Here is a 23585-nt window from a genome sequence, read left to right on the forward strand (position 1 = left end):
TCCTCCCTCGCCCCTTGGGGCGAGGGCTGGGGTGAGGGGGCTATTCCCTCTTACTTCAGCATGTAGCCGTACAGCCGCTTAATGCCGTCCGAATCCGTCTCGCTGTACACACCCTGCAGCTCAGGGGAGAAGCCCGGCAGCATATTCACGCCCTCTTCCAGGGCCAGGAAGTAACGCAGTGCCGCCCCGCCCCAAACTTCACCCGGCACCACGCAAAGCACGCCTGGTGGATAAGGCAACGCACCTTCCGCCGCGATACGTCCTTCAGATTCGCTCAGGCGCACCAGCTCCACGTTGCCGCGAATAAACTGGATGTTGGCGTCCTGCGGGTTCACCACCACGGCAGGCAGGCTCTCCTTGCGGAACATCGCCTTCTGCAGCTCTTTGACCTCGAAGCTCACGTACAAATCGTGCATCTCCTGGCAAAGCTGGCGTAGGGTATAGCCCTTGTAGCGCACCGGGTATTTCTGATAAATAGTGGGTAGCACATCCGCCAGCGGCGTGTCGTCCTCAACATGCTGTTCAAACTGCGCCAGCATGGCCACCAGCTGAGCCAGCTTCTCGTGGCTTTCCGCTGGGGTAAGCAGGAACAGAATCGAGTTAAGATCCGACTTCTCCGGCACAATTCCGTTTTCACGCAGATAGTTAGCGAGGATCGCCGCTGGCACACCGAACTCGGTGTAGCGGCCGGTTTCGGGATCGATGCCCGGCGTGGTTAGAAGCAGCTTGCAGGGATCGACAAAATATTCGTCCTTCGCATAACCTTCAAAACCGTGCCAGCGCTCACCGGGTTCAAAGCTGAAGAAGCGGCGCTCCTGAGCGATCTTCTCCGTGGGGTGATCCTGCCACGGCCGCCCAGCCACTTCCGGCGGAATAAACGGTTTGATCATCTTACAGTTGGCGATAATCGCCTTGCGCGCTTCAATGCCCAGCGCTACGCATTCCGCCCACAGGCGACGGCCGCTTTCGCCCTCGTGGATCTTGGCATTTACATCCAGCGCAGCAAACAGCGGGTAAAACGGGCTGGTTGAAGCATGCAGCATAAAAGCATTGTTCAGCCGCTTGTGCGGGCAAAAACGGGCCTGGCCGCGAAGATGGTTATCTTTCTTATGGATCTGCGAAGTCTGGGAGAACCCGGCCTGCTGCTTGTGAACCGACTGAGTGACAAAGATCCCCGGATCGTTTTCATTCAGCTCCAGTAACAGCGGCGAACAGTCCGCCATCATCGGAATAAACTGCTCGTAGCCGACCCAAGCCGAATCAAAGAGGATGTAATCGCACAGATGGCCGATGTTATCCACTACCTGGCGAGCGTTATAAATTGTGCCGTCATAGGTGCCTAGCTGGATCACCGCCAGGCGGAAAGGCCTTGCCTCCTGAGCTCGTTCAGGTGCCACTTCCGCAATCAGCTCCCGCAGGTATTTCTCATCAAAACAGTGCGCATCAATGCCGCCGATAAAGCCAAAAGGATTGCGGGAAGCTTCCAGATAAACCGGGGTAGCACCGGCCTGGATGAGTGCGCCGTGGTGGTTTGATTTATGGTTGTTGCGGTCAAACAGCACCAGATCGCCGCGTGTCAGCAGAGCATTGGTCACCACTTTGTTCGCCGCAGAGGTGCCGTTAAGCACGAAATAAGTTTTGTCGGCGTGGAAAACTTTCGCGGCAAACTTCTGCGCGTGCTTAGCTGAGCCTTCGTGGATCAGCAGGTCACCCAGCTTAACGTCCGCGTTGCACATGTCTGCACGAAATACGTTCTCACCAAAGAAATCATAAAACTGCCGTCCCGCCGGGTGTTTTTTAAAGAATTTCCCGTGCTGGTGCCCCGGACAGGCAAAAGTGCTGTTGTCCATCGCCACATATTTGGTCAGCGTGTTGAAGAACGGTGGCAACAGATCTTCTTCGTAGTCGCTGGCCGCGGTTTCCAGCTCCAGATAATCCTGCGCTTTCCCGGCAATCACGCCGCTTACCGCAGGTAAACCGTCAACGGCGGTTTCGCTAAAAATAAACACTGGCAAATTAAAACCCGTGCGTTTAAGCAAGGCCAGAATGCCGCTGCGGCTGTCCGCAACGGAGATGACAACTGCCGCCACATCGGTGAAGTCGGTCTCGTCGAGCGTGACCACTTCACGATGCGTTGAGAGTAATGCAGCCACATCGTGGCTGGCGGCAATTTTCAGTGATTTCATAAGCACAAATCCCCGTCTGCAAGGATGAGTGAGTGCCAACCGGCACGGCAAAGGGAAAATTCCCCAACGAAGGCGTTCTGAAGGTCTTAGGTGTGAATCCACTTCGACCGCCAGACATCAGTAAAACCAGGCGATTCCTGATTTTACTGATGTCCTGCAGCGAGCAAGCATTGCCCTCACCGCATGGTGAGCAAGGGACTTCGGAAGGTTATAGCAGCACGGACGAGCGCCATCCCGAAAGATGCATGGGAATTGAGAGTGAACATCAAGGCGCCCCGTAGTAGATAAGAAAACTGGCGCAATCATGGCACCTTCTGCCAGGGGGTTCAACATGAAGTCTGTAACAGCCCGCACATAAATCAGGCAAACGCACCGTGCTGTACAACAAAGCCATTGACGCGGAATGGGGTTTACGGTTTAATGCGCCCCGTTGCCCGGATAGCTCAGTCGGTAGAGCAGGGGATTGAAAATCCCCGTGTCCTTGGTTCGATTCCGAGTCCGGGCACCACTATTTCAGAAGAACCCGCCTATGGCGGGTTTTTTGCTTTTGGAGAAGTGGACTCTGCATCGAACTGAAGTTCGATTATTCGTCTTATCCCTGAGACTCACCCCATGGGGGGCCAGCGCAAGCACTGTTCAAAAACGTTCCCGACGTTTTTGGCCGAGTCCGGGCACCATTATTTAGAAAAACCAGCCTACGGGCTGGTTTTTTGCTTTTAGAGATATGAGCTCTACATCGAAAGCTCCGTCACGCCAACACGCTACCTGTCTTTGACCACAATCAGCGGTTCGATATCACTCTCTTTTTTAATCACCAGTGAATCATCCCCACGTAAACAAGTGCCGCCATAGCTGCCGCCCACGGTAAAAGTGCAGACCTGGATGTATTTGCCATCCACCTTCGGCAGGCACCACAGCTGCTGATAGATATTCTTGCGGTCCACGAACTTGCCGCTGGTTTTATCCAGCAGTTCATCGTGGTGACTAACCAGATCGATATTGCTGCCGCAGCGCCCGGCAATCGGCTTCACCGCGTAACCGGTTTTTGCCAGCAGGTCGTTCACCTCGAAATCCGTATCCAGCAGGTAACGGTGGTTCGGGAACAGCTGCCAGAGCACCGGCAGAATGGCTTTGTTACCGGGGATAACCGTCCACAGCGGCTCAAACACCAGCACTTCCGGACGAAGCAAGACGTCAATCAGGCGCACCTCGCCTTGCGGATGACCGGTACGGATTGGAACGGCGGCATATTCGGTTTCGCTAACCTCACGAATTTGCTCAATCGCGGTTTCCCACGCCCAGGTTTTCCAGACGCAGTTCACCGCCCGGCCGTCATTATCAATAAGCTGCCCGGCGCTGTCCCAGCTTAACTCGCCCAGCCCGTGCAATATTTTGGTGTCAAACCCGGCCTGCATCAGCGAACGCTGCATGAACAACGCGTGGTAATCCTCCTCAGCGTCATTGTCCTGCATGATATGGACAAACGGCCGGGCGCTGCTGTGCTTCCACGCCCCGGTAAGCTCCTCCAGCAACCCTTCCGCCGGATTATGCCCGGTGCCCCGGTATCCCGTCTTAACCCACTCTTCAAGGATAAGCCCGCTTTCAGTGTGGCAGGAGGCCGAATCGGCGTTGTATTCGTACACCTTCAGCCCGCGCTCATCCATGCAAAAATCCATGCGGCCGCTGACCATCTGATGGCGGCGCCATTGCCAGGAAAGCCTCAGACGCGGCCAGAGAATTTTGGGGATATCAAAGAGTGCCAGAAGATCGTCGTCTTTCAGTACTTTATCCGTGGCGTGCAGGTACATCAGGTGCAGCTCGTTAGTGGCTTTGATTAGCTCCTGCTCGGCGCTTTCCGTAATAGTGAAATACTGGCAAGGATCTTTATTAATAATGTGCCCATTGGCCTGTATATAGGCCAGTTGGAGTTCATCTTTTTCATTCAGCCATTTGCCGTCAAACTGGCGCTTATTGGCCAGGCGGGCCCCGCCAATTTTTAGCGCTTCACCGCCGATGTCTGGCTGTGGCTCGCTGTCGGTCGTATCTTCAGTCTGAATCATCCAGCCAAGAATCGACGTGTCGGCAAACGTATCCTGCAGCGTGTAATGACCTTCGCGCTCAACCAGGGTTAACTCACGCGTCCATTGTTGCCCGGCGGGTAGCGCCGCATGAATCACGTTCTGCTCGGCGATGCGCACTTTATTGCCGATAAGCTGAGTGATCACCGCGACATGGCCGGTTTCGTGAAACTCGCCGCCCTTCTGCCAGATAAGCAACGCGCCCGCCTCCGGCGCTCGTTTTGAGCCATTCGCAAAGGCCTGAAGCGGCAGAATATTGTCGTTCACCACCTGACGTAAAAAACGCAGCGAGAAGATTTCCCAGGCCATGTGAACATCGGTAAAGACAAAGCCGTAGTTTAAGAAGAGAAAGCGGCGGGCAAACTCTACGCACTGCCATTTGTGGCCCATGTATTCGTTGCCGATGTAGCTGCGAAACTCCGCGTCTTCGGGGTAATTTTTCGGGTCGAGGCTGCCGTAATTAGAGGAGTAAATCGCTACGCCACCCGGCGCATAGCCCAGAAGTGTACCAAAGGGCGAATCGTTGTCTGGTGTTCCTGTATGCATGTGTCCAACCTAAATCAGGCAGGCGGCAAAGGTCACGCGGATTGTCGTCTGCACGTTAAAATTAACCTGACAGAGAAGCCGTTATCATACACCTCTGCCAACGGTTTTGTGCAGTCGCGCTTCGTTTAAACAGACATATTCCGGCAGGTCGTACTCCAAAGAAAAAGGCTGCCTCAGCGGGCAGCCTTTGTTAAAAAGTGACTCAGCCAGTTTATTTGTTCCCGTACTCGCTGCCGTTAACCCAGGCGTGATCTTTCTCCCAGGTAAACATCCACTTGCGTACCGGCCCCGCCATCACGTTCAGGTAATAGCTGTCGTACCCGGCCATCGTCGCCACCGGGTGGTAACCTTTCGGCACTTTCACCACGTCTTTGTCGTACACCGCCATGCACTCATCGAGCGCGCGATCGTCGGTATACACGCGCTGCAGACAGAATCCCTGCGGTGGATTGAGGCGGTGATAATAGGTCTCTTCAAGGTAGGTTTCGTTGGGCGGATTATCGGTGTCGTGCTTGTGGCTCGGGTACGAACTAGTGCAGCCCTCGTTGGTGTACACCTCCACCACCAGCAGGCTGTCGGCGGGCTTATCCTCCGGCAGAATATTGTGGACATAGCGCTGGTTGTGGCCTTTGCCGCGCGCCTCGGCATCAACATCCTGCGGGGCAATGAGCCGCGTGGCATAAGTCCCTTTACCCGGCGCGGAGCAAACGGCCAGTTCGAGCGCGGTGAGCGCCAGAACCTTAACCCCCTCGCCGGACGTCACGTACACGGCCCAGGGTTTACGGCGCTCAAACGGGCTCATGCGGTCGCCTATTTCAGGGAAGCGAGCGAGCGGCGTGTCCACCGTCGCACGTCCTGCGACCAGCACCAGGCAGCGCTCTTCCTCCACGGCGGGCAGTTCCAGAACCTGCCCTTCCTGAAGCTGATAAGCGGCGAATCCCACGTAGCCCCAGCCCGCGTTTTCCGGCGTGACGCACTGCGTCTGCCCCTGCGCGTCCGGCTGCTGCCAGCGGGAAAGTAATTCGGCCATGCTCCCTCCTTAAATCAGCCCGGCTTCGCGAGCAAAACGGCTCAAATTAGCGTAGCCCAGCCGCGCGTAGGTCATCGGGTGCGCCACAGCCGGATCCTGCTCGGCCTCAACTACCAGCCAGCCCTGATAGCCATGCTTTTTCAGCAGCGCCATGATCGGCGGGTAGTTCACGCAGCCATCGCCCGGCACGGTAAATACGCCGCTCAGGACCGCATCCAGGAAGCTGGTTTTACGGTTTTTCACGTCCGCCAGCACACCGGCACGTACGTCTTTGCAATGCACGTGATTAATACGCGAGATCCAGCGTTCGGCTACCGCCAGCGGATCGGCCCCCGCAAAAGTCAGGTGCCCGGTGTCCAGCAACAGCCCGACTTCCGGCCCGGTGTGAATCATCAGATTATTCACGTCATCCGCGCTCTCAATCACCGTTCCCATGTGGTGATGATAGGCAATTTTCACGCCCTGCTGCTGGGTATAACGGGAGAACGCGGTAAGCTTTTCGCCGTACTCCTGCCAGCGTTCGGCCGGGAAACGAGGCCGTAAATGCACCGGAGTTTGCTGCTCACCGTGAATGCAGTGGGTGACTTCGGCAAATACCAGCACCTTCGCCCCCAGCTCGCGCAGCAGCGTCAGGTGCGGCTGCACGGCCTCAATTTCCTGCTCAACAGAGCGCTCAAGCAAACGGCCGGAATACCAGCCGGAGACCAGCTTCAAATCATGCTTATCGAGAATCGGCCCCAGCACGCCGGCCTCTCGCGGGAATTTATTCCCCAGTTCAAAGCCTTCAAACCCTGCCTCTTTTCCTTCGCTCAGGCAGGTTTCCAGCGGCGTGTCGGCGCCCAAAGAAGGCAGATCGTCATTGGTCCAGGTCAGCGGGTTAATGCCTAAATGCACGGTCATAATGCTCTCCTTATTGTTTATGCTGGCCGCGCTCGCGCCACAGGGCGATCAGCCGCAGGTAATTGTCACGGATGCGCGCCACCAGCTGCGCATCGTCGATATCGCGTTTTAACCAGGCCTGCGAGGCTTCACCAAACAGCGTGCGCCCTACCGCAAAGCCTTTCACAATCGGGTAATTAGCGGCGGCATTGAAGCCATCACGCAGCACCTCTACCGGGGCATCCAGGCCGAGGATCACCACGCCGCGGCAGTGGGAATCGCGTTTATCCACCAGCTCGCTCAGGGCCGCCCAGCCAGCGCTGCTCAGCGGCGGCAGCTTCCACCAGTCCGGGTAGATACCGAGGTTGTAGAAGCGGGAAACGGCTCTGAGATAAAGCTCGTCGCTGCGCGGCATATTCGCCGGGAGGATAACTTCCAGCAGCAGCTCGTGGCCCGACTGGCAGCAGGCGCGGTACACTTCGGCAATCTTCTGCTCCTGCTCCAGACGCAGAGCGTGAGCATCTTCCGGGTGGAAAAAGACCAGGCACTTAACAATGTGTTCCTGCGGCCAGCTAATCAGCTGTGAGCCAATATTGCCGTGTTCCATTTCCAGCGGGCGTGACCCTGGCAGCTCAATCGGGCGACCGATCCACCAGCCTTCACCGGTGATGGAATTCAGCGCGTCCTGGCCGAAGGTGCCGTCGCACAACAGTCCGGCTTTGCCCTCCAGCTCGGCACGCTGAGCGGCTTCACGGCTAGCCTGTAAAATCAATTGTTTAAGCACCGGAATACGGCGTAAATCCGCGCCGCTTTTCAGCGCCATCTCTTCCAGTTGGCTGCGGTGATCGAACGCCATCACGCAGAGTTCCGGCCACTGGCGTCGACGCGTGGTGACGCGGTGCAGGTGATTCAGGCGTGCGTCGAGATCCGGGCGAGGCACCTGATGTTCACGCGAAAGGTAATCATCCAGCTCAATTTTGCTCGGCATCGCCGGGGCGCAGCCGTGGCGTGAAACCACCAGCGCGCCGCAGGCATTGGCATAGCGGCAGGCCTGCTCCCAGCCTTCGTCATTGAGGTAGCCACGCAGCAAGCCGGACATGAACGCGTCCCCCGCGCCCAGTACGTTGAGCACTTCCACGCGCACGCCGCTGACGTTTATCCCGCCATCCAGCGAGTCAGGAATCAGCCCGAGGAACACGGAACAACCTTGCGCTCCACGCTTACAGACCAGCGTCGCCTCGGTGTTTTGCCGCACTTTTTTCAGTGCCGCGAGCGTGTCGGTTGACCCGCCGGCAATGTGGAATTCTTCTTCGGTGCCGACAATCACATCAAAAAGATGCAGAACCGCTTGCAGCTGGGTTGTGACCTGTCCGGCTTCAACAAAGCGCGTCTCGCCGTCGCCGAGGGAAGTCAGCCCCCACAGCACCGGGCGATAATCAATATCCAGCACGGTGCGAACATCATTCCGGCGGGCATAGCTCAGCGCAGTCAGCACCGCCTCACGGGTACGCGGGTTTGAGAGGTGCGTGCCGGTAATCGCCAGGCAGCGGGCAGAGGCAATGTACTCTTCGCTGAAATCGTCCGCCGTAATCGCCATATCCGCGCAGTTGTCGCGGTAAAAAATCAGCGGGAAAGTGTCGCGATCTTTGATGCCCAGCAGCACCAGTGCGGTCAGCCGATCTTTGTCGGTGATTAAATGGCTGGTGTCGCAGCCAACCTGGCTAAGTTCTTCGCGCAGAAAGCGCCCCATGTGCTCGTCGCCAACGCGCGCCAGCATGGAGGATTTCAGCCCCTGGCGAGCGGTGCCGTAGGCCACATTGCCGGACGAGCCGCCAAGATAGCGGGCGAAGCTGCTGGCATCTTCCAGCCGCGCGCCAATCTGCTGGCTGTAGAGATCTACCGCGACCCGCCCCATGCAAATCAGATCCAACTGCTTTTCTTTCATGCTTCGTCCTCAGACAATGTCAGATACGTTGATCCAGCGCCCCTGCTGGTGTGACAGGGCGATCGCGTCGAGAATGCGAGACACCTTCCAGCCTTCTTCAAAATCCGGCCACAGCGGGGCATCGGCGGCAATGCCATCGATCAGATCGCGTACTTCCACCGTTTTTTGATCGTTAAAGCCAATGCCGTGTCCCGCCCCCATGCAGAACGAACCGTAATCCGGGTGAGCCGGGCCAACCAGCAGCGTGCGGAACCCCTGGCGGCCTTCGGGATCGCTTTGCAGATAAAGTTTCAGCTCCGCCATGCGTTCCTGGGTAAAACTCAGCGCGCCTTTCGTGCCGGTGATCGTCCAGGTCAGCCCCATTTTTCTACCGCTGGCGACACGTGACGTTTCGATCACGCCCTGAGCGCCGCCTTCAAAACGCACCATCGCGTGGGCCTGATCTTCGTTTTCCACGGCGATCATCTCGCGGCTGCCAACGGAAGCCGGCCGCTCCGGCACCACGATTTTTAGGTCACCGCAGACTTCGTGGATATCGCCCACCAGGTACTGCGCCATATTGACGATGTGCGCCGCCAGATCTCCCAGCGCGCCAAGCCCGGCGGTTTCTTTGAAGCAATGCCAGTGGATCGGCGAAAGCGGATCGGCCATATAGTCTTCATTGTGGGTGCCGTAGAAGTGGATCACTTCCCCGATCTCACCGCGTGCAATGATCTGCTTTGCAAGCTGCGCCGTCGGGTTCTTCATGTAGTTGAAGCCGACCGATGTCTTCACTCCAGCCAGATCGGCAGCATCCACCATCAGGCGAGCGTCGCGGGCGTTAAGCGCCAGAGGCTTTTCTGAATAGACGTGCTTGCCGTGGCGAATCGCTTCCAGCGCCATCTCTTTATGCAGGTGGTTTGGGGAACAAATGTCCACCACGTCAATGTTCGGGTCCGCCACCAGTTCGCGCCAGTCGCCGGTGGAGCGATTAAACCCAAACGCCGCGGCGCGTTTTGCCGCCAGCTCCGGCGTGACTTCCGCTATCATTTCACGTACCAGTTCGCCCTGCAGGTCAAAGACCGTCGGCGCCTGGGCGTAGGCGATGGCGTGGGCTTTGCCGATGTAGCCGGTGCCGATTAAACCAATTCTGACCTTTTTCATATGTTGTTCCTGAAGTCGTGACCAGCCTTTGTACCCTCACCCCAGCCCTCTCCCTGAAAGGGAGAGGGCGAAAAACAGAGGCTGCTTTGAACATTTCCCCTTTGGAGGCATGAGTCATCTCCGCTCTTATTCCCTCTGGGAAGAGGGTTAGGGTGAAGGGCAATCTCTACAGCGCGCCGCGCCGGTTCTTGGCGTAAGTATCAAACGCCACCGCCAGCACGATAATCAGCCCGGTAATGATCTGCTGGTAGTAGGCCGACACGTTCATCAGCACCAGGCCATTAATCAGGATCCCCATGATGATGGCGCCGATGATCGTGCCGCTGATCCGCCCGTAGCCGCCCATCAGCGATGTCCCGCCGATCACCACCGAGGCGATAACGCGCAGCTCGAAGGAGATCCCCGCTACCGCTTCAGCGCTGCCCAATCGGGCGCTGAGCACAAAGCCCGCCAGCCCGGCAAGACAGCCAATCACCACATACACGCTAACCAGCACGCGCCTCACGTTAACCCCGGCGAGGCGAGCCGCTTCCGGGTTGCCGCCGATGGCATACACAAAGCGCCCCCAGCGAGTTTTATGCAGCGCCAGATAACCCAGAATCGAGACGATGGCGAAGATCCAGATAGGTATCGAGATGCCGAGCATTTCGCCGCGTCCCCACCAGCGGTAGCCGGCATCAAACCCGGCGATTGGCGCGCCGTCGTTGATCACCAGCGTCAGGCCGCGCCAGATAGTCATCCCGCCCAGCGTGACAATAAACGGCGGCAGACGCAGGCGAGTGACGCCCAGACCGTGCAGGAAACCAATCAGCGTGCCGAGCGCCAGGCAAATCCCCAACCCCAGCAGCCAGCTAAAGCCGCCCCAGGCGTTCGGATCGACAGTGGTAAAGTTATCTCCCTTGATCACGTAGGCTGCGGTCATCGCGCACACGGCCAGGATCGAACCCACCGACAGATCGATACCCGCCGTGAGAATGACAAAGGTCATGCCCACCGCGATGATCCCGTAGATAGAAACCTCGGTCAGGATGTTGAAAATATTACGTTCGGACAGGAAGTTGCTGTTCTGCGACTGGAAGAAGATCAGCAGCAGGAACATGAAGATCAGCACCCCGAAGCGCTCGAAGAAAGCGATCGGATCGAAGCGCGAGGCACTTTTTGCCGGCGTCTGGGTTTTGGTAATCATCTGCGTCATGGGCTCCCCCGTTATGCGGCGCTTAAGGCGCTATGGTTGATGGCCATCAGGGTCATCAGCCGTTCTTCGTTGGCTTCGTCGCCGTGCAGTTCGCCGGTCACTCGCCCTTCACTGATGGTGATGATCCGATCCGACACCGCGAGAATTTCCGGCAGGTCGGAAGAGATCACGATCACCGCCACGCCTCGCTTAGCCATATCAAACAGCACCTGATGCACTTCAGATTTCGTGCCTACGTCAATGCCGCGAGTCGGCTCGTCGACGATCAACACCCTTGGATTCAGCGCCATACAGCGCGCCAGGATCACTTTTTGCTGGTTCCCGCCGGAGAGCTTGCGCACCTCCTGCTCGGCGTTAACCATTTTGATTTGTAGCGCCTGCCTGTAGGACTCAATCAGCGCATCTTCTTTGCGCGGGCTAACGAAATAGCGCCAGGTCAGCAGGGACGAAAGGCTGGAGAGCGACAGGTTGTCGCGGATCGACAGGCCCAGCACCGCCCCTTCTTTTTTACGATCTTCCGGCACCAGCGCGATCCCCTGGTCCAGCGCGTGCATCGGGTTTTGCGGCCGGTAAGATTTGCCATCCAGTTCGAAGCTGCCGGTGGTGAATTTGTCTGCGCCAAACAGGCAGCGAGCAACCTCGGTGCGTCCGGCACCAACCAGCCCGGCGATGCCCAACACTTCTCCGGCGTGCACGTGGAAACTGATGTCTTTCAACGCAATGCCGTGTGGATCAAGCGGCGGCTTTTCACGGCTCAGCCCCTTCACCGCCAGGCGGATGGGCTTGTCTGCATGGTGCGTGAGGCTGGCATCGCGGCGGTTAAACACCACGTCTCGACCGACCATCAGGCGAATAATTTGCTCCACGTTGGTGCCCGCCACGTCGCCGGAGCCGGTATAGCGGCCATCCTGGAACACGGTGAAACGGTCACAAAGCTGGAAGACTTCATGCAGGCGATGAGTCACATAAATAATGCTGACGCCACGGCCCTTAAGCTCGCGCACCACGCGGTGCAGGCTCTCGACTTCGCTGTCGCTCAGGGCAGCGGATGGCTCATCCATAATGATCAGCCGGGCGTTCAGCGTCAGCGCCCTGGCAATCTCCACCATTTGCTGCTGGGCAACGCTCAGGCGGGCCACGGCGGTCGTCGGCGCAACGTTGAGCTGCAAATAATCCAGAATGACCTGCGCTTCCTGGTTCACCGCTTTGCTGTCGACGATCAGGTTGCGGCGGCGCGGCTCGCGGCCAAGAAACATGTTTTCCGCCACCGTCATATTGGGCAGCAGGTTAAATTCTTGATAAATAGTGATAATGCCTTTGTTCTGGCGCGCTACCGGCGAGTCATCCGCAGAAAGCGTTTCACCGTTAAACCAGATCTCACCGCGCGTTTGCGGCTGCGCCCCGGCCAGCGCCTTCAGCAGCGTGGATTTTCCCGCGCCGTTTTCCCCCAGCAGGGCATGGATTTCCCCCTGCCCGACGCTGAGCTGTGCGCTGCTTAACGCCCAAACGCCGGAGAAACTCTTCGCCAGGTCGGTCACTTTCAGTAAAGGTTGCGACATCAGACTGCTCCTCTGTTGCGCCCGCCCGCCCGCAGGCGGACGGGCACGTTCAGATTTATTTGCCGGCTTCGCCGATACGCTCTGCTTGATCGAGGTTATCTTTGGTGATCATCGTGGGCGCGTAATCTGCCCCGGTAATCGCCTTCTTCTCGCGAATGTTGGCCACCAGTTGGCTCATTGCGGTTTTCACCGCAAAACCAGGGCGCTGATCGGCGGTTGCCGCCATCCAGCCATCGCGTACGCGGGCCAGCGCTTCCGGCACTGCGTCGAAGCCGGTCACCAGCACTTCACCCGGCTTCATGCCCTGGCCCTGCAGCGCTTCAATCGCCCCGAGCGCCATATCGTCGTTGGCGGAGAGGATCACCTGAGGCTTTTTCGGCAGCGATGGCAGGACGCTTTCAACGATGCGCATGCCTTCGGAACGCATCCAGTTCCCGGTCTGATCGGCGACGATCTTGTATTTATCGCCCCCGGCTTTCAGACCGTCGCGGATCCCTTTGGTACGTTCGATATTGGAGGAGGAGCCAGGCTGCCCGGTCAGCAGCACGATGTCCGCGCCGTCAGGGAATTTGGCTTTCACAAAGTCCGCCACCGCCTGGCCGCCTTTATAGTTGTTGGCACCAAAGTGCGGCACTGGCTTATCGCTAACAACCGAGCGGTCGAGTGTCACCACCGGCAGCTTGGCATCCTGAATTTCCCCTACCGCGCTCGACACGGCGTTAACGTCGTTTGGCGAAACGATAAAGCCCTGAGCGCCACGGGTGATGGCGTTTTCCAGGTCCGCGACCTGCTTAGGAGAGCTGCCCTGGCTGTCGAGAACCTGCAGCTTGACGCCCATCTCTTTGGCGGCCTGCACGGCGGTGCGCTGCATATGCACTTCAAACGGCATCGCAAGGTTGGGGGTGCTAAAAACAATCTGTTCGTTTTCGGCCAGCGCCGGAGCCGTGGTCAGGGCGATGAGGGCGGCGAGGATCAGCTTTTTCATTGTTATCTCTCTTCTATGTGTAGGGTCTTCGGAGGTTACAAAGCAACTTCGCGCTGGCTACGCAGTGACTCCAGCGCCTTGTCGGCCAGGTACAGGGCGCGTTCACCGTCATCGCCGCTGCACTCGGGTTTGGCCTCGCCGCGCAGGACGGCAACAAAGTGCTGCCATTCGGCGGCGTAGGCATCTTTGTAGCGCTGGAGGAAGAAGTGTTCTGGCAACGCGCTGGTGTTCCCGCCGTCGCCAAAGAATTGAACCTGGTTTTCCAGGATATTGCCCGCTGTCAGCAGGCCCTTAGCGCCGTGCAGCTCCAGACGCTGGTCATAGCCATAGGCCGAGCGGCGGCTGTTCACGATGGTCGCCAGCGCCCCGGAGGCATATTTCAGGACGATAAAAGCGGTATCGATGTCGCCCGCTTCGCCAATCGCCGGATCCACCAGATTGCTGCCCTGGGCATACACGGTCACCGGCTCCTCGCCCATGATGAAGCGAGCCATATCAAAGTCGTGAATGGTCATGTCGCGGAACATGCCGCCGGAGACACGCACATATTCAGCGGGCGGCGGCGACGGGTCGCGGGAGATAATCACCAGCGATTCAGGTGTGCCTATCCGCCCCTGCAGCGCTTCGTTTTTCAGCTTGCGGAACTGAGGGTCAAAGCGGCGGTTAAAGCCGATAAACAGCGGCACATTATGAGCTTTCACCACTTTCAGGCAGTCGCGCACGCGGGCCAGATCCAAATGTACCGGCTTTTCACAGAAGATCGCTTTGCCATGTTTGGCGGCAAGCTCAATCAGGTCAGCGTGAGTGTCGGTCGCCGAGGCGATCAGCACCGCATGCACCTCCGGGTCGCTCATCGCCTGGGCAACGCTCTGCTGGCGTGCCTGGTATTTTTCGGCAATGCGCGCGGCGTTTTCTGCATTAGGATCGACAACGGACCAGAGGGTGGAATGGGGATGGGCGGCAATATTGGCGGCGTGGATTTGGCCGATACGGCCCGCGCCCAGTAAAGCAATGTTAAACATGGCGGCTCCCGAAAGTGGTGTTGCAATAGGGTCATGAGCCGGGTCTTCCGGCTTTCACATGCAGCTGAATAACGACGCCTTAAATAAAACATTTATTTCATTTTAATGCAGAGTGAAAGTTTCATTTTTGCGCAGAGGTTAACATTTTGATAATTTATCGGCTGTATTTTGTTAGCAAAATCACAACGCCGAATGAATTAAAACCCGCACAGAGAAGGGATTTGAAAGGGAGATCGCGCCCATGGTGCCGCGCAAGAGGAAAAGAAATTAAAAATGGAATAAACATTCCGCCAGATAGTCCAGCGGAATGCTAAAGGGTTAGTATTGACGGGCGTTTTTGAGCTTAGCGGCGGTTTGTTGAGCGGCGTCGGCAACCGCGCCCGAACGAGAAACCTGGGCATCGCCGGTGCGCCACCAGGCCTCGTAGTCGTGGGTCATGGTTTTAGGCAGCACTTTGATATCCAGCAGCGTTGGCCCAGGCTCATGCCGGGATGCCTCCAGCGCGGCAAGCAGCTCCGCCTCGCTATTGACCCGCCAGGCTTTGCAGCCGTAGCTTTCGGCATTTTGGGCAAAATCGACCTTCACCAGCGGGCCATCTAGCCTGCCGCTGTGTGGGTTTCGATGACGGTTTTCGGTACCAAAACTGCCCATGCCGTGGCCCATCTGCAGGTTATTGATGCAACCGAACCCGGCATTATCGAACAGCAGAATGGTGATTTTTATCCCTTCCTGCACGGCGGTTTGCAGCTCGGAATGCAGCATCAGGTAAGAACCGTCCCCCACCATCGCATACACTGGCTGCTGCGGCTTCGCGAGCTTTGCCCCCGCCGCCGCGGCAATCTCGTAGCCCATGCACGAATAGCCGTACTCGAGGTGATAGCTGTCCGGCGTTTTTACCTGCCACAGGCGCTGTAAATCCCCCGGCAGCGAACCCGCCGCGCCCACCACGATAGCCTCTTCTTCAATATGCTGATTCACCAGGCCCAGCACGCGGGTTTGAGTCAATGATGTACCTAGCTCACGGCTGTATTCCTGCAACGTTTCGTCCAGATGGCCCGCCACTTCCGGGGCTTCTCCCGCCTGCCATTGCCGAGTCCACAGCCGCTGGCACTCCTCGCGCCAGGCCGCTTGAGCGTTAGCGGCCTCGTTCTGCCAGGCGGCGTGATAGCCAGCCTGATGCAGCCCGGCAGTCAACTGCTCAAGCCCAATCCGGGCATCGGCCACCAGCGGTGTGGCGTCCAGCTTCAGGGCGTCGAATTCGGCTACGTTTAGCAGCAGGTACTCAGCCTCGGGTGAAAACAGCGATTTAGAGCCGGTGGTAAAGTCGGTCAGCCGGGTCCCGACGCCGATGATTAAATCCGCCTGCGGGGCCAGTAGGTTAGCCGCCAGGCCGCCCGTCACGCCAAGGCCGCCCAAATTAAGTGAGTGCTCGCTTACAAGAGCACCTTTTCCGGCCTGGGTTTCGGCAAACGGTAGCCCGAAGCGTTCCACAAAATCCTGAAAAACCTGATGCGCGCCGGAATAGCGAACCCCACCGCCGCAAATAACCAGCGGACGACGCTTGCTGGCAATGAGCTTTAGCGCGGCATGCAGCCGGTTTTCATCCGGCGGACGCCGCTCGATATGGTGTACTCGCCGGGCAAAGAAGCTTTGTGGATAATCCCAGGCTTCACCCTGCACATCCTGCGGCAGGCAAATCGTTACCGCGCCGGTATCCGCAGGGTTAGTAAGCACTCGCATGGCGCTAATCATGGCGCTCATCAGCTGTTCCGGACGGTTGATTCTGTCCCAATAACGGGACACCGGCCGGAAGCAGTCGTTGGTGCTGATGCTCAGGTCATGAAACTGCTCGATTTGCTGGAGCACCGGGTCCGGCTGGCGGCTGGCGTAAATGTCGCCGGGCAAGAGCAGAAGCGGAATACGGTTAGCGGTGGCCGTTGCGGCGGCAGTCACCATATTGGCTGCCCCCGGCCCCACGGAGGAGGTCACGGCATAAATACGCTGCCGCCGGTGTTGCTTAGCGAAGCCGGTGGCGATATGCGCCATGCCCTGTTCGTTACAGCCCTGATGCACCTTCAGGTGGCCGGGGTCTTCCTCCAGCGCCTGCCCAAGCCCGAGCACGTTGCCGTGCCCGAAAATGGTCATTACGCCTTCCACAAAGGGCGCTTCCTGCCCGTCGATTTCAACGTACTGCTGGTTTAAAAACCTGACCAGCGCCTGCGCCATGGTCATGCGGTGTGTGGTCATCTTTCCTCCCCTTAGCCCAGCGTCGGCATTGAGAATGCAGATCCTTGCTGATGGCTGGTTTCCGGCCAGCGAGCGGTGACGGTTTTCATCCGCGTATAGAAACGCACGCCGTCGCTGCCGTGCACGTTCAGCGGCCCGAAGATAGAACGCTTCCAGCCGCCAAAACTGTGGAAAGCCATCGGCACCGGGATAGGCACGTTCACGCCGACCATGCCCACCAGAACCTCTTCGGTGAATCGCCTTGCGGTACCACCGTCACGGGTAAAAATCGCCGTGCCGTTGCCGTACTCGTGCTTGTTGATCAGTTCCAGCGCGCTGGCGTAATCCGGCACTCGCACCACGCTCAGTACCGGGCCGAAAATCTCTTCTTTATAAATGGTCATCTCAGGCGTGACATGGTCAAACAGCGTTGGGCCAACAAAATAGCCGCCTTCATGGCCTGCCAGCCTGAGGCCCCGACCGTCCACGCGCAGCGTCGCGCCCTGCTGCTCTCCGCTATCAATATAGCCCAGCACTTTGGCCCGGTGCGGTGCAGAAATCAGCGGTCCCATTTCGTTTTCCGGCTCCTGCCCAAGGCCCGGCCCCACACGCAGCGTAGCAAGCTGTTTTTCCAGCCCCACGCACAGCGCATCTGCAGTTTCATCCCCCACGGCAACCACCACCGAAAGCGCCATGCAGCGTTCCCCCGCGGCACCAAAAGCCGCCCCCATAATGGCGTTAGTTGCCATCTCCAGATCGGCATCCGGCATCAAAATACAGTGGTTTTTCGCTCCGCCCAGCGCCTGGCAGCGCTTGCCGTGGGCGGAAGCGGTCTGGTAAATGTATTCGGCAATCGGCGTAGAGCCGACAAAGCTAACGGCCTGAATCCTTGGGTCGGTCAGCAATACGTCCACGGCTTCTTTATCGCCCTGCACCACGTTAAACACGCCGTCCGGCAGCCCGGCTTCCTTCAGCAACTGAGCCAGACGCAGCGACAGAGACGGATCTTTTTCCGACGGTTTGAGCACAAAGGTATTCCCGGTTGCCAGCGCGATAGGGAACATCCACATCGGCACCATTGCCGGGAAATTAAACGGCGTGATCCCCGCACAGACGCCAAGCGGCTGCATCAGAGAATGACTGTCCACGCCCGTACCCACGTTGGCCGAATGCTCGCCCTTTTGCAGATGCGGGATGCCGCAGGCGAATTCCACCACTTCAAGGCCGCGGGTCAGTTCGCCCACCGCGTCAGAATAAACCTTGCCGTGCTCTTCGCTGATGAGTTTCGCCAGGCTGTCCATGTGTTCCTCAAGCAGGCTTTTAAAGCGGAACATCACGCGGGCGCGCTTAAGCGGAGACTGGCGAGCCCAGCCTGGAAACGCTTGCTGGGCAGCGGCAATGGCCTGCTCCGTCTGCCTGGCCGTGCTCATGGCGACCTGGCGGATCTGCTCGCCGGTCGCCGGGTTAAAGATCGCCTGTACCCGCTGGCCTTCGCCCGCGACGCATTCACCGTGGATAAAATTCGCTACCGTCTCCATCTCTGGCCTCTTGCTGTTAGGGTTGTCTCCCGAACACTGTATATGAAACAAACATTCCATTTTAAGTTGAAATAAAATAAATGTTGATTATTGTGATCAACACTTCGTTTTTATGTTAACCCGCAGAATGAGGTGCAAAGACTGAGACATCAGCGGCGTTTCAGCCGCCGCCAGTTTTGGTGCATCTGTTTCATTTTTGCCGGTACTACGCTTAAATACATTTCAGCGAATACTTTTGAGGATGGCAAATTGACCACGGCGACAACCCTGAGCGAACTCCAGCAGCAGATCCGCGACCGCTATGACAGCCTGAGTAAAAGGCTGCAGCAGGTTTCCCGCTACGTGCTGGATAACACCAACAGCGTGGCATTTGATACCGTGGCCGCCATTGCCGAGCGGGCGGAAGTACCGCCCTCTACGCTTATCCGCTTTGCCAATGCCTTTGATTTCAGCGGGTTCAACGAGATGAAACAGCTGTTTCGCATGAATCTGGTGGAAGAGACAGCCAGCTATACCGATCGAGCCAGGCTGTTCCGTGAGCTGGGCAGCGAAGCCGTGCCTGAAACGCCGCTGGATATTTTGCAGGAGTTTGCCCGCTCAAATGCTCAGGCCCTGCAGCAGCTGGCCGCCCGTACCGAACCGGAAATGCTGCAACGTGCCGTGGAACTGCTGGCCGAAGCAGACACGATCTACGTTGTGGGCCTGCGTCGCTCCTTTAGCGTGGCGGCTTATCTGACCTATGCCCTGAGCCATCTGGATTGCCGCGCCGTACTGCTGGACGGGCTTGGCGGGATGCTGCGCGAGCAGGTCAACCGGGTGAAAGCAAAAGATATTGTGGTGTCGATAAGCTTCTCTCCGTATGCCGAAGAGACGCTGATGGTGAGTGAAATTGCCGCCCAGGCGGGGGCTCGGCAGATAGTGATCACGGACAGCCAAATTAGCCCATTCGCCACGTTTAGCGATCTCTGTTTTGTGGTGAAAGAGGCGCAGGTAGACGCCTTCCGCTCGCAGTCCGCCACGCTTTGCCTGGTGCAGTCGCTGATGGTGGCGCTCGCGTATTATCAAGGCACGCCCCACAGCGCGCTTTCGCCGGAGGCTTGATTTTTGGATTGCCGAATGTCTCCGCAGGGTTAAGATGGAAACAACGTTTCAAAAATAACTCTTACCCTAAGGAGACACCATGCCCTACGAAGCCAGCCCGTCGCGTTATCAATCTATGCAGTATCGCTTCTGCGGCCAGAGCGGCCTGCAGCTGCCCGCGCTTTCTCTCGGCTTGTGGCACAGTTTTGGCGGCGTGAGTCCGCTGGAGTCCCAGCGCGATCTGCTTCGCACCGCGTTCGATCTTGGCATTACGCATTTCGATCTGGCGAATAACTACGGGCCGCCTCCGGGCTCGGCGGAAGAAAACTTTGGCCGCCTGCTGAAGCAGGATTTTGGCAGCTACCGCGACGAACTGATTATTGCCACCAAAGCTGGGTATGACATGTGGCCAGGCCCTTATGGTTCCGGCGGCTCACGTAAGTACCTGCTGGCAAGTTTGGATCAGAGCCTGAAGCGCATGGGGCTGGAGTACGTCGATATCTTCTATTCCCATCGAGTGGATGAGAGAACGCCGATGGAAGAAACGGCCAGCGCCCTGGCACATGCGGTGCAAAGCGGCAAAGCGCTTTACGTCGGGATCTCCTCTTACTCCGCCGAAAGAACACAGAAAATGGCCGATCTGCTGCGAGAATGGAAAATCCCGCTGCTTATTCACCAGCCCTCCTACAACCTGTTAAACCGCTGGGTCGATAAAAGTGGCCTGCTGGACACGCTGCAGCACAACGGCAGCGGCTGCATTGCCTTTACCCCGCTCGCCCAGGGCCTGCTGACCGGCAAATACCTGAACGGCATCCCGGAAGGCTCAAGGATGCAGGTGGAAGGCAATAAAATTCGCGGGCTGAATGAAAAGATGCTGACCGAGGCGAATCTCAGCAGCCTGCGCTTACTCAACGAGATGGCGCTGGAGCGTGGCCAGACAATGGCACAGATGGCGCTGAGCTGGCTGCTGAAAGATGAGCGCGTCACCTCAGTGCTGATCGGTGCCAGCCGGGCAGAACAGCTAAAAGAGAACGTTAAGGCGCTGGATAATCTGCACTTTACCTCAGAAGAGCTGGAGCGAATTGACCGCCACGTCGCCGATGGCGAGCTAAATCTGTGGCAGGCATCCTCCGACAAATAAAAGCCAAAGCCCCTGTAAACAGGGGCTTAGTTTTTAATATTTCCCGCTGCGGGAAAGCTTGTCGAGATAGCCCATCACAAACGCCGACAGCACAAACGTCAGGTGGATGATCACGTACCACATCAGCTTGTTGTCCGGCACGTTTTTAGCGTCCATAAAAATACGCAGCAGATGGATAGAAGAGATGGCCACGATGGATGCCGCGACTTTATTCTTCAGCGAGCCTGAGTCCATTTTCCCCAGCCAGCTTAGTTTCTCTTTGCCTTCGTAAATATCCAGCGTCGAGACAAAGTTCTCATAGCCGGAAAACATCACCATCACCAGCAGGCCGCCGACCAGCGCCATATCCACCAGCGAGAGCAGGGTCAAAATTAAGTCAGCCTCCGCAATCGAGAAGATATTCGGGAGAACGTGAATGATCTCCTGGAAAAACTTCACCGTCAGCGCAAGCAGGGCCAGAGATAACCCGAAGTAAACCGGGGCCAGAAGCCAGCGCGAGGCGTACATCGCATTCTCAATAAAACGTTCCATAATGTCCTGTCTGGAAATAGCAAAAGGGCGTCATTATAGCGAATTCCGGCGTTTAAGCGTGAGCCCCAGACGCAGGATTACAGGGCTCATACGCTGTTCAGGTCGATCTCCGGGCGCTGATACTGCGGCCATACCAACGCGACCAGTGCAGGATAAGCGTCGCGGCTAAACTCGTTAAAACACTGGCGCAGGTTCAGCACTTCAATGTCTGACAATGGCACCTGCTCACCTTCGGCACAGCGTTTTTTAATATTGTCATAATATTTATACACCGCCGAATTTAAATCACTGCAGCGGCGCTGGGCGCTAAATAAAACCGGCTGGGAAGTCAGTTCATCGATACGCATTTTTTTAATTGTGGCGTGAGTAAAATCAATATACTCGCTGTTAATACGCCAATAATAGCTGGGCGTAATTTTAGACATCAGCATGCCAAAATAATCTTCCCGCTCTTCGCTGGTGGTGATGGGTTGTATTTCACCCGCCGCACGATTTTTCTTATTATTTGAAGCGCTAAACTCCTTGAGCATAACCAATACAGCACATAACAAAATCAAAATAGTGACAATAGAATAAAATATGCTGTGCATAAGAAACTCCTGTTTTTTTTATTTTTGAATTGAGGCATCATATCGCGAATCTCTGAACCTGAATATTGAACCGATTTCAAAGGATCACATTCGATGCTACCTGAACACTTCATACCACGGCGCTATCCCGTTGTTGCACCGTCAACGCTCCCTGCAGAAGCTGAAAATAGTACCACGTCGGAAGTCGTTCAGGACAAGATTTTAACGCTGGAAAAAAACATCCTGAGCGGCAGTCATTATGCCGGACAGGCCAAGAACCGCCTGCTTGAAGAAACCGACCGTCATATTAAAGAGCGGCTGCTGTGTGCGGTTAGGATAGAGGCGTTACATGCCCTGATTGGCGAACTGGTTGAAAAAGAACTTATTAGTGCCGCCGATTTGCAGATGCTTATCGAAGACAAAACCGCCTGGGTGGGTAGCAAGGAACAGGAAATTTGGGTTAATCAAATGACCCAAGAAAAACCCTGGCCATTATGCTATTCAATTGACGAGTAGTGCCATGGCAGAACCTATAAAAAAACAGCCCTTGTTAATTAGCGCTGATGAAAATAAAGACCATGAATTTACGTTAAGTAAAAATATAGCGATTCTGGTTCGCCTTAAGAATGAAAATATCACCCGTAATACGCAGGAAGTTACGGATATTACTTCGGCGCTTATCGATCTGAAGTGGATGAATCGCCGTGAAATCTTCCCGTGGCGTGCCAAAGAAGAGGTGTATGGGGCGGTGCTGGAGGAGATCCTCAGCCATCATCCAAAGCTTAAAGAGCAGATTCTTAAGCGGCTGGAAGGGCATTATCAGCGCCTGAAAGAGCAGGAAGCCCAGACGCTGTCGATGACCCGTGGTCTTGCAGAGAAGACGTGGAAGAGTTCTACGCTGTGATCTAATCCCTAAAGCCGTGCAAATGCTCTTTGCTGTACTGGTTAAATATTCCGTTCATCCGTCGATCTGTTTCCCCTCATCCCGGCTCTCTCCCCAAAGAGGGCGAGATAGTATACCGGTGCGGGGAACATGGTTTATCCCCTACCCTTCTGGGAGAGGGGTAGGATGGGGGTAAAAAACCAGAAGCGACGCGGCTGTTACAGTCAGCGCTGAACATAAAGCGAAGCACGATTCCGGCTTAAATCGCCTCCATTTTCTCTCCGACTGGCCAGGGTCCGGCCGTCGGGAACGACCGGAGCTTGAGCACGTCCGAAACGCATCTCAGCCGACCCAGGACTGGGAGATAAAACGGAGGTATGCCGCTTCAGCGGTCGATGTATTTCGCCAGGGGTCCGGGTTCTTAGGGGAGTGACGGTGATTCCTCTAAGATGTTCACCGGTACCACGGCTACATATAAAAAGGGCCGGAAGTGAACGGAATCTTAGCCGCGCCTTCATAGAGCATATTTGTAGTTAAGAAACTGTGCGGTGGAGAGGAGATTTATAGAGCAAGAAGATTTTCGCCCTCTCCAGATAAGAAGAGGGCTGAAGAACAAGTGGCGATTACTTCGCTTTCGTGACTTCCTGGCCGACCAGGCCAATCTTCAAATACCCTGCCTGGTGCAGCGTATCCATCACGTCCATCAGCGTTTCGTAGTCCACCGTTTTGTCCGCGCGGAAGAAAATGGTGGTGTCTTTTTTCCCTTCGGTTGCGGCAATCAGCGCATTGACCATCGACTCTTTGGTTACCGGGTCATTACCGATAAACATCGAATGATCGGCTTTTACCGACAGGTAAACCGGCTTCTCAGGGCGTGGCTGTGGTTCACTGCTGGAGGCCGGAAGGTTAACCTTCACGTCCACCGTTGCCAGCGGCGCCGCCACCATGAAGATGATCAGCAGCACCAACATAACGTCGATAAACGGCGTAACGTTGATTTCATGCATTTCACCATTGTCATCGAGGTTTTCGTTCAGACGCATTGCCAT

19 protein-coding genes and 1 tRNA gene are annotated in these 23585 nt (G+C 56.7%); 5 read left to right on the forward strand and 15 right to left on the reverse strand.

Features of this window, described 5'->3' with window-relative positions; genetic code table 11:
* Positions 1 to 50: 50 nt before the first annotated feature.
* A complete protein-coding gene (locus ACR6JA_RS14035; RefSeq protein ID WP_494493718.1) occupies positions 51 to 2186 on the reverse strand; it encodes an ornithine decarboxylase in 2136 nt (711 codons plus the stop codon).
* Positions 2187 to 2618: 432 nt separating this feature from the next.
* On the opposite strand from ACR6JA_RS14035, the gene ACR6JA_RS14040 reads away from it, so the two are divergent.
* Positions 2619 to 2694 (forward strand) — tRNA-Phe (locus ACR6JA_RS14040).
* A gap of 253 nt (positions 2695 to 2947) precedes the next feature.
* On the opposite strand, the gene gss is transcribed toward ACR6JA_RS14040, so the two are convergent.
* The 11 genes from gss to ACR6JA_RS14095 all read right to left on the reverse strand — a co-directional run bounded on the left by gss (position 2948) and on the right by ACR6JA_RS14095 (position 18332).
* Entirely contained in the window at positions 2948 to 4810 is a 1863-nt protein-coding gene (gene gss / locus ACR6JA_RS14045) for a bifunctional glutathionylspermidine amidase/synthase (RefSeq protein ID WP_494493719.1), read from the reverse strand.
* Between the two features lie 211 nt (positions 4811 to 5021).
* Entirely contained in the window at positions 5022 to 5840 is an 819-nt protein-coding gene (gene iolB, locus ACR6JA_RS14050) for a 5-deoxy-glucuronate isomerase (RefSeq protein ID WP_494493720.1), read from the reverse strand.
* A gap of 9 nt (positions 5841 to 5849) precedes the next feature.
* Entirely contained in the window at positions 5850 to 6740 is an 891-nt protein-coding gene (gene iolE, locus ACR6JA_RS14055; RefSeq protein ID WP_494493721.1) for a myo-inosose-2 dehydratase, read from the reverse strand.
* Positions 6741 to 6750: 10 nt separating this feature from the next.
* Complete coding sequence (locus tag ACR6JA_RS14060) at positions 6751 to 8664, reverse strand: bifunctional 5-dehydro-2-deoxygluconokinase/5-dehydro-2-deoxyphosphogluconate aldolase (RefSeq protein ID WP_494493722.1); 1914 nt, start codon at positions 8662 to 8664, stop codon at positions 6751 to 6753.
* Positions 8665 to 8673: 9 nt separating this feature from the next.
* Positions 8674 to 9807, reverse strand: coding sequence for a Gfo/Idh/MocA family protein (locus ACR6JA_RS14065; RefSeq protein ID WP_494493723.1), 1134 nt, complete (start codon positions 9805 to 9807; stop codon positions 8674 to 8676).
* Positions 9808 to 9973: 166 nt separating this feature from the next.
* Positions 9974 to 11002, reverse strand: coding sequence for an ABC transporter permease subunit (locus ACR6JA_RS14070; RefSeq protein ID WP_166878096.1), 1029 nt, complete (start codon positions 11000 to 11002; stop codon positions 9974 to 9976).
* Between the two features lie 11 nt (positions 11003 to 11013).
* Entirely contained in the window at positions 11014 to 12561 is a 1548-nt protein-coding gene (locus ACR6JA_RS14075) for a sugar ABC transporter ATP-binding protein (RefSeq protein WP_494493724.1), read from the reverse strand.
* 55 nt (positions 12562 to 12616) lie between these two features.
* Entirely contained in the window at positions 12617 to 13546 is a 930-nt protein-coding gene (locus ACR6JA_RS14080) for a sugar ABC transporter substrate-binding protein (protein WP_008457022.1), read from the reverse strand.
* A gap of 35 nt (positions 13547 to 13581) precedes the next feature.
* Positions 13582 to 14568 (reverse strand): inositol 2-dehydrogenase, encoded by a 987-nt coding sequence (gene iolG, locus ACR6JA_RS14085; protein WP_085541912.1) that lies wholly within the window; start codon positions 14566 to 14568, stop codon positions 13582 to 13584.
* A gap of 318 nt (positions 14569 to 14886) precedes the next feature.
* Positions 14887 to 16815 (reverse strand): 3D-(3,5/4)-trihydroxycyclohexane-1,2-dione acylhydrolase (decyclizing), encoded by a 1929-nt coding sequence (gene iolD, locus ACR6JA_RS14090; RefSeq protein ID WP_494493725.1) that lies wholly within the window; start codon positions 16813 to 16815, stop codon positions 14887 to 14889.
* A gap of 11 nt (positions 16816 to 16826) precedes the next feature.
* Complete coding sequence (locus ACR6JA_RS14095) at positions 16827 to 18332, reverse strand: CoA-acylating methylmalonate-semialdehyde dehydrogenase (RefSeq protein ID WP_494493726.1); 1506 nt, start codon at positions 18330 to 18332, stop codon at positions 16827 to 16829.
* Positions 18333 to 18581: 249 nt separating this feature from the next.
* Here ACR6JA_RS14095 and ACR6JA_RS14100 point away from each other — a divergent pair, with 249 nt between their 5' ends.
* Complete coding sequence (locus ACR6JA_RS14100) at positions 18582 to 19433, forward strand: MurR/RpiR family transcriptional regulator (RefSeq protein ID WP_008457013.1); 852 nt, start codon at positions 18582 to 18584, stop codon at positions 19431 to 19433.
* A gap of 79 nt (positions 19434 to 19512) precedes the next feature.
* On the forward strand, positions 19513 to 20553 hold the full coding sequence (mgrA, locus tag ACR6JA_RS14105) for an L-glyceraldehyde 3-phosphate reductase (RefSeq protein ID WP_494493727.1): 1041 nt from the start codon (positions 19513 to 19515) through the stop codon (positions 20551 to 20553).
* Between the two features lie 33 nt (positions 20554 to 20586).
* Here the strand turns inward: mgrA and ACR6JA_RS14110 are convergent, their stop codons facing one another.
* Positions 20587 to 21084, reverse strand: coding sequence for a TIGR00645 family protein (locus ACR6JA_RS14110; protein ID WP_008457009.1), 498 nt, complete (start codon positions 21082 to 21084; stop codon positions 20587 to 20589).
* 86 nt (positions 21085 to 21170) lie between these two features.
* Positions 21171 to 21674 (reverse strand): ESA_00282 family adhesion-associated protein, encoded by a 504-nt coding sequence (locus ACR6JA_RS14115; protein WP_008457007.1) that lies wholly within the window; start codon positions 21672 to 21674, stop codon positions 21171 to 21173.
* A gap of 93 nt (positions 21675 to 21767) precedes the next feature.
* Here ACR6JA_RS14115 and ACR6JA_RS14120 point away from each other — a divergent pair, with 93 nt between their 5' ends.
* Entirely contained in the window at positions 21768 to 22169 is a 402-nt protein-coding gene (locus tag ACR6JA_RS14120; protein WP_494493728.1) for a hypothetical protein, read from the forward strand.
* A 4-nt stretch (positions 22170 to 22173) separates the two neighbouring features.
* Positions 22174 to 22557 (forward strand): cytoplasmic protein, encoded by a 384-nt coding sequence (locus ACR6JA_RS14125; RefSeq protein ID WP_166878072.1) that lies wholly within the window; start codon positions 22174 to 22176, stop codon positions 22555 to 22557.
* Positions 22558 to 23159: 602 nt separating this feature from the next.
* Here the strand turns inward: ACR6JA_RS14125 and exbD are convergent.
* Positions 23160 to 23585, reverse strand: a complete 426-nt coding sequence (gene exbD, locus ACR6JA_RS14130; RefSeq protein ID WP_008460960.1) for a TonB system transport protein ExbD — start codon at positions 23583 to 23585, stop codon at positions 23160 to 23162.

This window comes from Cedecea sp. B1(4) (assembly GCF_059414925.1).